Genomic DNA, 2500 nt, shown 5'->3' with positions numbered 1-2500 from the left:
GCTGCGAAAAGCCGCGGGGAGATGCGAGCGATCGTTGATCCGCGGATGTCCGAATGGGGAAACCCCTCCTTTATGGAGATCCCTTGCTGAATACATAGGCATGGGAGGCGAACCCGGGGAACTGAAACATCTCAGTACCCGGAGGAAAAGACATCAAATGAGATTCCCCGAGTAGTGGCGAGCGAAAGGGGAGCAGGCCAGTGGTTCATGTTGGTTAAGCTGAAGGATCTGGAAAGGTCCGCCGCAGTGGGTGATAGCCCCGTAAGCGTATGGCTAGCATGGATCCTTGAGTAAGGCGGGGCACGTGAAACCCTGTCTGAACATGGGGGGACCACCCTCCAAGCCTAAATACTCCTTGGCGACCGATAGTGCACAAGTACCGTGAGGGAAAGGTGAAAAGCACCCCGACAAGGGGAGTGAAAGAGACCTGAAACCGAGCGCTTACAAGCAGTCGGAGCTCGCAAGAGTGACGGCGTACCTTTTGTATAATGGGTCCGCGAGTTCGTGTTGGCAGCAAGCTTAAGCCGTGAGGTGTAGGCGCAGCGAAAGCGAGTCTGACAAGGGCGCTTGAGTTGCCGGCATGAGACCCGAAACCGAGTGATCTAGCCATGGCCAGGCTGAAGGTGCGGTAACACGCACTGGAGGGCCGAACCCACGCCTGTTGAAAAAGTCGGGGATGAGCTGTGGCTAGGGGTGAAAGGCCAATCAAACTCGGAAATAGCTGGTTCTCCGCGAAATCTATTGAGGTAGATCGTCAGGCGGTCACCTTCGGAGGTAGAGCACCGGAAGGGCTAGGGGGGCCCAAAGCCCTACCAAACCCTACCGAACTCCGAATGCCGAAGAGTGCAGCCTGGCAGACAGACAGTGGGTGCTAAGGTCCATTGTCGAGAGGGAAACAGCCCAGACCACCGTCTAAGGCCCCTAATTCGTGGCTAAGTGGGAAAGCATGTGGGACGGCCAAAACAACCAGGAGGTTGGCTTAGAAGCAGCCATCCTTTAAAGAAAGCGTAATAGCTCACTGGTCTAATAGCTGTTCTGCGGCGAAAATGTAACGGGGCTCAAGCCACGAGCCGAAGACGTGGGTGCATCGCAAGATGCGCGGTAGCGGAGCGTTCCCTAGGCCTGTGAAGCGGTACCTGTGAGGGGCCGTGGAGGTATGGGAAGTGCGAATGCGGACATGAGTAGCGACAAAGAGGGTGAGAACCCCTCTCGCCGAAAGTCCAAGGGTTCCTGCGCAAGGCCAATCCGCGCAGGGTGAGCCGGCCCCTAAGGCGAGGGCGAAAGCCGTAGCCGATGGAAACAGGGTGAATATTCCCTGGCCCCCCAGATGTGACGACCATGAAGCGCGGTTCCCTCTTATCGGATTGAGGGGGCAGGTGGATTGGTCCGGGAAATAGCACTGGGATTATGGACCGTACCCGAAACCGACACAGGTGGACAGGTTGAGTATACCAAGGCGCTTGAGAGAACCATGCTGAAGGAACTAGGCAAATTACTCGCGTAACTTCGGGATAAGCGAGACCCCTCTGCGCGCAAGCGTGGTGGGGTGGCACAGACCAGGGGGTGGCGACTGTTTAGTAAAAACACAGGGCTCTGCGAAATCGAGAGATGACGTATAGGGTCTGACGCCTGCCCGGTGCCGGAAGGTTAAAGGGAGGAGTGAGAGCTCCGAACTGAAGCCCCGGTAAACGGCGGCCGTAACTATAACGGTCCTAAGGTAGCGAAATTCCTTGTCGGGTAAGTTCCGACCTGCACGAATGGCGTAACGACCTCCCCACTGTCTCCAGCATGGACTCAGCGAAATTGAATTCCCCGTGAAGATGCGGGGTACCCGTGGTCAGACGGAAAGACCCTATGAACCTTTACTGCAGCTTGGCAGTGGCGCCAGGAAGGGGCTGTGTAGGATAGGTGGGAGCCGATGAAGCAGGGGCGCTAGCCTTTGTGGAGGCAACCTTGAAATACCACCCTGCGCCTTTCTGGCGTCTAACCGAACCCCGTTAGCCGGGGTCGGGACCCTGCCTGGTGGGCAGTTTGACTGGGGCGGTCGCCTCCCAAAGTGTAACGGAGGCGCGCGATGGTGGGCTCAGGCCGGTCGGACATCGGCTGTTGAGTGCAAAGGCATAAGCCCGCCTGACTGCGAGCGCGACAGCGCGAGCAGAGACGAAAGTCGGCCTTAGTGATCCGGTGGTCCCGCGTGGAAGGGCCATCGCTCAACGGATAAAAGGTACTCTAGGGATAACAGGCTGATCTCCCCCAAGAGTCCACATCGACGGGGAGGTTTGGCACCTCGATGTCGGCTCATCGCATCCCGGGGCTGGAGCAGGTCCCAAGGGTTCGGCTGTTCGCCGATTAAAGCGGTACGTGAGCTGGGTTTAGAACGTCGTGAGACAGTTCGGTCCCTATCTGCCATGGGTGTTGGAGACTTGAGAGGATCTGTCCCTAGTACGAGAGGACCGGGATGGACGCACCTCTGGTGCACCGGTTGTGACGCCAGTCGCAT

1 rRNA gene (cut by a window edge) is annotated in these 2500 nt (G+C 57.8%); it reads left to right on the top strand.

The features are described from left to right. A 23S ribosomal RNA gene (locus ACO1BU_RS36050) occupies positions 1–2500 on the top strand (its annotated part extends 64 nt beyond the left edge of the window); the annotation flags it as partial.

This window comes from Roseomonas chloroacetimidivorans, from assembly GCF_049629625.1.
GTDB lineage: Bacteria > Pseudomonadota > Alphaproteobacteria > Acetobacterales > Acetobacteraceae > Roseomonas > Roseomonas chloroacetimidivorans.
Note: the sequence above shows the minus strand (reverse complement) of the source record. Positions and strands in the feature narration are given on the sequence as shown.